This window comes from Microcoleus sp. K4-B3 (genome assembly GCF_036704615.1).
Lineage (GTDB): Bacteria > Cyanobacteriota > Cyanobacteriia > Cyanobacteriales > Microcoleaceae > Microcoleus.
Map to the genome: position 1 here is coordinate 42,157 of NZ_JAUBSF010000046.1, position 7,546 is coordinate 49,702.

The following is a 7,546-nucleotide window of genomic DNA, read 5'->3' on the forward strand; positions in this document are numbered from 1 at the left end:
AATTTAACTCTGATATCAAAGTGATATCTAGCAACTGGTAAAGGCAAAAAGCCCGATCCACACGCTAGGTATCATTTTTGTTTTTGGGGCGATCGAGAAATTGGGTCTTGGGTTAGAACCCACATTGCGCTCTTTGACTGTCACACCGTGATAATTTTCGCCTTTGACGAGTCTGAACCTCCTACTGTGAAAAAGTTTCAGACCTTCATAGGAAAAACCATCTCCTTTTTAACCAATTCTCAAAAACTAGCGACTGTTGACTTGGAATTTAGTCAAAATAGATCCAAACCTCATGGCTTCGTCAAAAATATCTGAATGTGACAGTCAAAGGGCAGAATGTGGGTTCTAAAAGTTGTGCCGGCTCTCTGAACCTTTCGCGATTGTAGAGCATCCAGGCACTTTCCAAAGCAGTTTTCGCGCTCGACTTAGCCGATAAAATTTCCGGCAGTTTGTAGTGAGGACTTTAGTGCTTTTAATCAGGACTAAAGTCCTGACTACGATCGCAATTCCCAATTCCCAAGTATATTTATTTCTCAACGATTTGAGCGAGCTTTTCCTTAACCAACAAATCTAACAACGAGCGCAACAGAAATAAGCCGCCGAATCCCGAAACAGCAAAAGCTGCGATCGCCCCCGTTTTGTATCCGCCCACCAACAGCACTGCACCCGACAGAAACACAAAACCAGTCAGACAAGCAAAAATTAGAGTTTTCAGGGCTAAGTTAATGCGTTTCAAGGCTCTTTCGCTGTCGATATTTCGCACTCTAATTTGCAATTCGCCATCTTCAATTCGCTGCTCCAAACGTTTGAGAAAAACTTGCGATTTGCTCGGCTGCCGTAACTTATATGTGATAAAACTTCGCGCTTGCCTTGCCAATTCTCCGATCGCATTTCCCCGCCCCTTGCTCACTGCAATACTCTTGACAAAAGGCTGAGCGGATGCTATGAAATTGTAGTGAGGGTCGAGAGTTCTAGCAATGCCGTCGAGAGTGGTCACCGACTTGACAATAAACATCATTTCTGCAGGCAACCGAAACGGTTGCTGCTCGAACATGATATAAAGTTCGTTCTTAATTTCATTAAAAGCTTGAAAGTCGATCGGCTTATCAATAAACTTATCCAACAGAAAAGCAATCAGCCTGCGCACCGGCATCATATCCGGCATTGGCTCAACTAAGCCCATAGTAATTAAAGTATTGAGTACCTCGTCAGTATCCTTTCTCAGCACAGCAAAAAAAGTCTTGACCATTTGGTCTTTAGCCAGAGACTTAACCTCAGCCATCATCCCAAAATCGTAAAAAATCAAGCTGCCATCTTCTGTCACCGCCAAATTTCCCGGATGCGGGTCAGCTTGAAAAAAACCGTCAATTAACAACTGTTTCAAATAACAGCAAATTCCGAGTTGGTTGAGCTTCGCAATATCTACTCCTATCGCCTCTAAACTAATGCGGTCGTCCACCTTAATGCCTGGTGCGTATTCTAGAGTCAGCACTTTTTTAGTCGTGTATTGCCAGTAGACTTTCGGGACAATAACCTGAGGATATTCTCGAAAATTATGGCTAAAGCGATCGGAATTTTTACCTTCTTGGACGTAGTCAATTTCTTGATATAAAATCTTAAAAAACTCGTGATAAATAGATTCCAAACCGTACTTGCGAGTCCCAGGCAAATAGCGATCGCAAAAACGCATCACTTGGCGCACCGCCTTCACATCCAAATTAAATAAACTTTCCAAACCCGGACGCTGCACCTTTACAATCACATCTTCCCCGGTGTGCAGCCTCGCTTTGTGCACCTGTCCCAGACTCGCAGCAGCTATCGGCAACGGGTCAAAATCGCGGTACAAAGCATAAATATCCTTGCCTAACTCTGATTCTACAAGAGCGATCGCCTCTTCGGAACTAAACTGAGGAACCCGATCCTGCAACTGTTCGAGTTCCTTCACATACTCAAGCGGCAGCAAATCCGCCCGAGTCGAGAGAGACTGCCCGATTTTAATAAAGGTTGGGCCTAAATTAAGCAAAGTATTGACCAACCAATGAGCGCGAATTCTTCTAGTATGAGGAGAATTATTTTGCAGCAGTCCATCCCACCACAAAAAAAACATAAACTTTCCCGCCGCTGCAAAAATGTCTATTTGTCGTGCCAGCGGCGAATATTTAGAACGTTGCCAACGGAGGGTTTTAGGTGCAGCTTTTATGAGCATAATATTGGCTATCGAGTTCCATGCACCGCGACAATTTTTAGAGGATAGTCAAAGACGCTTAAATCGGCTTTTACGAAAATACTTCGTAGGCTTTTGAAACAGTTAAAAAACTGAGTTTCTTTGGTCTCTACTGCATAATATCATCTCCGGTTATACAATCATAATTCAGTTTGCAGCAAGGGATTTAGTCCTGATTAATTCATTAAGAGAGGACGATCGTACTCACTACAAATACGCTAATTACGGGTTAATAACCGAACATCATATAAGTCTTGGGGAGAATCAGCAATGAAGAATCGGCAATTTAGAAGCGAAACCAGACAAACAAATCAAAAAGGAGGATTTGGTAGTAGCGTTTGCCAGATCCAAATCTCCCTTTAAAAGCAAGTCTTCGCCTGTTCGCTGCCAATAATTCACAACCGCTTTTCCACCAAACTATTATTCTAGATTACAGAGTTCCGCTGAAAATTGTGGCAGAGTCAGAGTAAAAGATGTGCGCCACAACTTGTCAGCTTCAAAACTTTCTGCCGGACAGCTAGACACATCAATAGTACCATTCAAGTGCTGTACTAAACACTTTACCAGCGCCAGACCCAAACCCGTACCGGCGATAGCTTGGTCAGTAATGCCAGTGCCGCGGCGGAACTGGTCAAAGATGTAGGGCAAATCAGCAGCAGAAATGCCGCGTCCGAAATTAGAAACGCTCAGGATAATATAGCCGGCCACCTCAGACGCCTCTAAAACTACCGCCGTTCCAGAAGCCGAGTATTTTCCAGCATTAGTCAGCAGTTCCAGCAGCACCCGATTGAGAATATCCGGATCGGTCTCCCAGCAAGGGGTTAACTTGGGCAAATCCACCTTCAAAGTCAATTGCTTATCCGCCCACCATTTCTCAAAATCCCCAGCTAAATCTTGAACTAAACGGTTGAGATCGATTTTGATTAGAGAAATCGGGACTTGGTGAGGCTCAAACTGCTTGAGGGTCAGCAAATCGTTAATCAGAGAGGTTTGCTTAGCACACTGCTGCTCTAGAATGTCTAGATACTTAGCCCGACTCGCTGACGGCTGTTCAGCTTGTTTGAGCATCAGAATCGCCAGCTTCATGATTGTTAAAGGGGTGCGCAACTCGTGACTCATAGTGCTGAGAAACTCGTCTTTAATCAGCTTCAATTTGCGTAGTTGCTCTAGTTGAATGGCAGATTGTTCGTACAGTTTCCCCTGCACGTCGAGACTTTGCTGCAACTGAGCGGTTCTGTCTTCGACTAGGGTTTGCGCTCCTTTGAGCGTCTGAGTTTGGATAATCACCCTGCTCGCTTGAGCGCTGACTGATTCGAGAACTTCTAATTCTTCAGGGCTCCAAGCGCGCGGCTCGGAGTGCTGCAAAACCAAGAACCCCAAGACTGTTTCCTGGTTGCGATCGCCCGTGAGGGGAACCAGCAGCAAGCCGCGAATGCCTTGGAGTTTCAAGATTTCTGTGGCGCCCTCTTGTTCGTTGCCGATTAATTCGTCTGCGTCAGCGAGGGCGAGGGGCTTGGGCGCGCTGTGGAATGCTTTGCCGCACAAATTAGATTCCGACAGCAACAAAGGGGGAGAGTTATTTGGTTTTGAGTTGGGAATTTTGGATTTGGAATTAGCAGTTTTCTCCTTGTTTTTTGTTTTGGATGTCGAGCTTTTCTTTGCCGGATCGCTTTGTGCTATTGCCTGTTGGTTTGCATCTTTTTTCAGAGCGGCTTCGCAAACTAATTCGACTTTGGCTTTGGGCGTTTGATTGGGGGAGCGAGTTTTAAAGAGAGGATCTGTATATTTCAATAGCAGGATTTGACCTCTATCTACTTCCAGGGTATCGACGGTATTTTCAATAACTTGCTGCAATATTCGATCGACTTCTGAATTTGTGTCGATCGATGCAGCAACTGACATGAGTAGATTTTTGTATTTAGCTTGTCGCTGTAACTGTTCGTTTAAGCTGGCAATTTCTTGAGTTTTTTGAATGTGAGAAATCGCGATACCGATCCCGTCCGATGCTGCTTCTAGGCGCTGCAGGTCGGCTGCCGACCACTCGTGAGGGTGCGACTTACCAAGAATCATCATGCCATTTACAGCCCCTCCAAATCGCGCAGGCCCTGCCAAAATTGCCCGCAAAGGCAGCGGTGTCACAGGGAAATTCGGCGATGAAGCTGCCAGACTATCTTGATAGTCGGATATCGCCACTGTCTCGCCGTTTGCTAGCAGGTTTGCCCAGATGGGATGTTCGAGTAATATGCTAGGCGATTTTAATTTGGTGGTTTGGGAGTGTTCCGGTGTTTGAGTTGAATCCGCTGCAGCATCGGCAGCATTTGGGCGATCGCTGCTATTTTGCCAGCAAGCATTCGGATTTACTACTTTCTGGTCAACCACAGCAGCAACCAAACAGAAATCTGCCCCCCATGCAACCCCCAAAGTATTTGCTATTTGCAGCAGGATTTGTCGATCAAAGCTGGTCGCGAGAATTTGGCAAATTTGTCGCCCGAGGAGGGCAGGATCGACCTGGTACTGCATAAGACGATCCAGAAATTTTTGGATTGATACTGGTTCTGGGATTTGCGGTAAATGCAAAGTGCAAGACTCTGACGGCGATCGGTCGATCGACGTAAACTCTTGATTTCCCTGGCGATCGATCATGGCAACCAAGCCTTTATTCTAAGATGTTTGAGCCGGCTCGCGCTGCAAATATAGAACCTATCCATAACTGTCGCCTTGACTGTTATGAGCCTGCTTTCTGTATTTGCGCAGCCTGTCGGGGGGTCACTAGATATCTGAAAATATACCCAGATTTGACTGAGTTCTATTTTCCTGTTTTCTACCCTTCGATCTGTACGGGAGGAACTTTACCCTCCTTGACCGGATGATAATAAATCCCCTTCCCGCTAATTTGGACCGTTATTGATAGTATGAAGCTTTTCTACAGACCGCTTAGTGACACCCCTCTCCTCACCCCGTGATATTTCCTATTTAAGTTTGTGATCCTAACAAATTTTTATTTTGATACAAATCCGCCGATCGAGTCACACTGAGCGCAAAAATTGAAAATCCCCAAGTTATCACTCATAACATAGCTGAGAGTTTGCGAGTGTTTTCTCAAAAACTCATTTTTCACAACTTCTAGAGCAGCAGGGCAAACTCTCTTGTTAGATTTATCCGACTTACCTGCTTACTTATTTTGTGCTTCCTGTTGGGCTTTATCGCTATTTTGGCGGTAAAGTGCCGTCCGGTTGAGAGCCGTTGTGTAGCGGGGATGCTTAGAGGGCACGGCGGCCATCAAATCCGAAGCTTGCTGCCACTTAGCAGCTACGACTAACCAATCCTCGCGAGATTGAGCGGTTTTGCTGTCGGTGGCTGCTTGCGAGGCGACTCGCACTGCTTGTGCAAAAGAGTCAACAGCAGAATTAACAGTCTCCTTAGAAATTTTTAAAGCAGCTTTTGCCTCCGAGGGAGCGGCATTGCCAATTGCTTGGGTGGTGGCTTGTGTGCTGTTGAGCTCTTGGGAATTGAGTCCTTTGTGGATGGCGGCCGCTGCGGCGAGCAACAGCACGGTCAAGCTGATGCCGCCGACGATACCGCGCTGAAATTGCCGCGGTTCCTGCATCGATCGAGGTGCAGCCATTCTCGGCAAAGCCCGCTTGCTTGCAAGAGCTTGGCGTTCGTAATGGGCCGTTGCTAAACGCTTGAACAAATTCGGCTTTCTGAGTTTAATTTCTTGAGACCACAGCAGTTGATTCTCCGAATCGCGACTAATTTCTTCGAGCCACAGCAATTGGTGTTCTCGGACAAGCCGGCTGTTGATGTTGACTCGGCGAATATTGTGGGGCGAAATGCCCTCCAAAATTTCTCGGATGCGATCGACCAAGCTAGACTGTTCGAGCAGTTGGGGTGTTGCAGCTTCGCACAGCAGTTGCAGCACTCCCTGGGAAAACACGGCTCTGGCTCTGACACCTAGCTGTGCCAGTTTGTCGTTAAGGATTTGAATAATCGCTGCAACCGAGCCCTCGCGAGCTTGTCGAGCAATGTCATCTATTGGATTCGCCATAAAACTATCTTGACGCTTAGCAAGCTGTTAATTGTTAACCCAAAGTCTCGGATCTAATTTTTACTCATACAGGTTAACACTGACACTGCCAGGTTAAAATGAACAGATGCAAATCTTGCATACCGATCCACTTAAAATTATCACCGCAGCATCAAGCGAGGCTAACAGGAAATAAACTATGGGTAAAGTAATTAGCGGTCAAATTTTTGTTGTAGACGACAACATCGATACAGATCAAATTATCCCTGCCGAATACCTGACCCTGGTTCCCTCGAAGCCGGACGAGTATGAGAAACTAGGCAGTTATGCGATGATTGGGTTGCCCGATCGCTACGGTAAGTTTATCGAATCCGGCGAACAGAAAACCCGGTATCCGATTATAATAGCGGGCGAAAATTTTGGCTGCGGTTCTTCGCGGGAGCACGCTCCGATCGCTCTGGGGGCTGCGGGCGTCACAGCGGTGGTGGCTTTGTCTTACGCGCGCATTTTCTTTCGCAATTGCTCGGCTACTGGCGAATTGTACCCGATCGAATCAGTCGAGCGGCTGTGCGACTTGTTTGCTACGGGCCAAGAAGTGACGATCGACTTTACAGCAGAGCAAATTGTCAACCACACTCTCGATCGAACTTTCTCGCTCAAACCTTTAGGAGAAGTAGGTCCGGTAATAGATGCCGGAGGGTTGTTTGACTACGCGCGCCAAACGGGAATGATTGCTGCTAGGTAAAGACTGCAAAGAAACCCGAGGGCAACGACGGGGGGATTGCCTACAAAAACCGGGTTTCTTGATTTTGTTTTTATGGATGTCTGCCTACTTTAATTTTGAAAGTTAGTAGTGCCTAACAAGTATAAGAATTACGCAAGTGGCTCATTTCTCTTGACTTGTAGGGTGATTTACTACTTTCGTTATAGGGCGACGATTGAAAGTTTGAAATAGTAGAGTACCTTAATACTTGTCAGACTTCCGTAATTCCTAAAGTAAGGATACTTGCTAGAGTTTTTTGGGAACTCTGGCGTTGCTGAGTAAAGGTTTTCTTGGCTAGCGATCGGGATTTAGGGGAAGCAATCGGGGTCTCGGATCAGACAATAGACCTCTTGCAAAAGTCCTTTTCATAAATTTATAGCCCACATTCCGCAGATATTCACGCAGATTTAATTTCAAAGAAATTCAGAATTGCCAAAACCTCAAATGATTGCTATGCAATCATTTGAGGTTTTTTTAAGGTATAATAATTTGTGCCAGTATAGCAACCTTCAAAACTATGAAAAAGCCCTCT

General features: G+C 45.9%; 4 protein-coding genes. 1 reads left to right on the forward strand and 3 read right to left on the reverse strand.

The annotated features are described in order from the left end of the window. Positions 1-526: 526 nt before the first annotated feature. From QUA78_RS19205 to QUA78_RS19215, 3 genes are all read right to left on the reverse strand, one after another. Positions 527-2,206: an AarF/ABC1/UbiB kinase family protein gene (locus tag QUA78_RS19205; protein WP_333303280.1), complete on the reverse strand. Its 1,680-nt coding sequence runs from the start codon at positions 2,204-2,206 to the stop codon at positions 527-529. Positions 2,207-2,644: 438 nt separating this feature from the next. Then, positions 2,645-4,867, reverse strand: coding sequence for a GAF domain-containing protein (locus tag QUA78_RS19210; RefSeq protein WP_333303279.1), 2,223 nt, complete (start codon positions 4,865-4,867; stop codon positions 2,645-2,647). 529 nt (positions 4,868-5,396) lie between these two features. After that, on the reverse strand, positions 5,397-6,272 hold the full coding sequence (locus QUA78_RS19215) for a hypothetical protein (RefSeq protein WP_333303278.1): 876 nt from the start codon (positions 6,270-6,272) through the stop codon (positions 5,397-5,399). Positions 6,273-6,450: 178 nt separating this feature from the next. Between QUA78_RS19215 and QUA78_RS19220 the strand changes: the two genes are divergently transcribed. After that, positions 6,451-6,996, forward strand: a complete 546-nt coding sequence (locus QUA78_RS19220) for a LeuD/DmdB family oxidoreductase small subunit (RefSeq protein ID WP_333303277.1) — start codon at positions 6,451-6,453, stop codon at positions 6,994-6,996. Positions 6,997-7,546: the final 550 nt, after the last annotated feature.

Coding starts and splice junctions, on each gene's coding strand:
- QUA78_RS19220 (WP_333303277.1), top strand. CDS start 6,451: ATGGGTAAAGTAATTAGCGGTCAAATTTTTGTTGTAGACGACAACATC.
- QUA78_RS19215 (WP_333303278.1), bottom strand. CDS start 6,272: ATGGCGAATCCAATAGATGACATTGCTCGACAAGCTCGCGAGGGCTCG.
- QUA78_RS19205 (WP_333303280.1), bottom strand. CDS start 2,206: ATGCTCATAAAAGCTGCACCTAAAACCCTCCGTTGGCAACGTTCTAAA.
- QUA78_RS19210 (WP_333303279.1), bottom strand. CDS start 4,867: ATGATCGATCGCCAGGGAAATCAAGAGTTTACGTCGATCGACCGATCG.